Annotated in this window: 1 pseudogene; it reads left to right on the top strand. The window is 45.3% G+C overall.

Features of this window, described 5'->3' with window-relative positions:
• The first annotated feature begins 89 nt into the window (after positions 1-89).
• Positions 90-1361, top strand: a pseudogene (locus DSM107010_RS37695) (IS701 family transposase).
• Positions 1362-1378 lie beyond the last annotated feature (17 nt).

Raw genomic sequence — 1378 nt, forward strand, 5'->3', positions numbered from 1 at the left:
TGGGACTTTGTAAAGAAAGAGCGTGAAATCAGGGTAGAATACAAACCACGACTCAGATTTACGTCAGTCTCGACAGGAGCAACGTAAGAATGAAACATCAAGTTCCAGCAGCGATGCCCCCGTGTTTTGAGAATTGGTGTCGTCGGTTTGATGATGTTTTCTCAAGGGCTATCCAACGTCAAGAATTTCGCATTTATCTTGGGGGAGTGTTTGGGTGAAAGTGAGCGGGAAGAACCTAACTCAAATTGCTAGTAACACTGTAGAAGGCTCGTACAACAGCTTGCGACACTTTTTGAATGATGCGCCTTGGAATGACATGGTGCTGAATAATCGACGGCTAGAAGTGATGCAACAGTGTCGTCAAACAAAATTGCAGCCAGGGTTTACCCTGATTGTGGATGATTCTGGACATCGTAAAAGTGGAGACGCAACGGATGGAGTGGGAAGGCAATATATCGGTGAAATTGGCAAGACAGACAACGGAGTGGTGCTATTAACGACGTACTACTATGACGGGGTACGGAAACTGCCATTAGATGTAGCGCTGTATCAACACGCCAGTTCGCTACCACAAGGGAAAACCGACCCACAGTTTGTCAAGAAACCGGACTTAGCGCTGCAATTAATTGACTCTTGTTTACAACGGAGTCACAGACCACGAGTGACATTGATTGATGCAGGTTACGGTAACAACACACCATTTATCAAACAACTAGAACAGCGAAACCTAACCTACATTGCAGCCATCGCAAAAAACCGCTCTGTCACTTATCAATTGCCAACACCGCAGCAACCGCATAAATATTCACTCGAAGAATTAGCGACGGCGTTACCAGCAGAAGCTTACAGTGAGGTGCAATTAAATTTAGAACGACCACGTACAGTCTGGGTGGCGCTGATTCAAGCACATATACCTAAACTGGAAGGGTTTACGTTGGCTGGCAATTCAATTGAATGCTCCAACTTGGGAGCAAGCAACTTAAGTTGATTATTTCCTGACCAATACTCAAGATGAGCAAGTCAGTGCAACTTGGATAGTTCAAACTTATTCACAACGTAATTGGGTAGAAGTGTTCTACCGTGAAGCCAAAGGTTGGTTAGGCTTCAGCGAGTATCAGGTACGTGATGCCAAAAGTCTGAAACGACATTGGATTTTGATCTTCTGTGCCTACACCTTTATCCTTTGGCATCAGTTAACTGGCGGATTCCGCCGTCAATGGGCAACTAAACCATTACATACTTTTGCTGAAGCTTTGGAGGCTTTCCGTACCGCAGTGGAATTTCGCTTCCTGCGCTGGCTGATGACCCACATCAACGTATTTGCCGCTCACAAAGCCAAGTCAGGCTATCTTTGGGCTTAGAAAGTTTTAAAGTCCCA

Origin of the sequence: Chroococcidiopsis cubana SAG 39.79 (genome assembly GCF_003991895.1) — a bacterium.
In the GTDB taxonomy this organism is placed as follows: domain Bacteria; phylum Cyanobacteriota; class Cyanobacteriia; order Cyanobacteriales; family Chroococcidiopsidaceae; genus Chroococcidiopsis; species Chroococcidiopsis thermalis.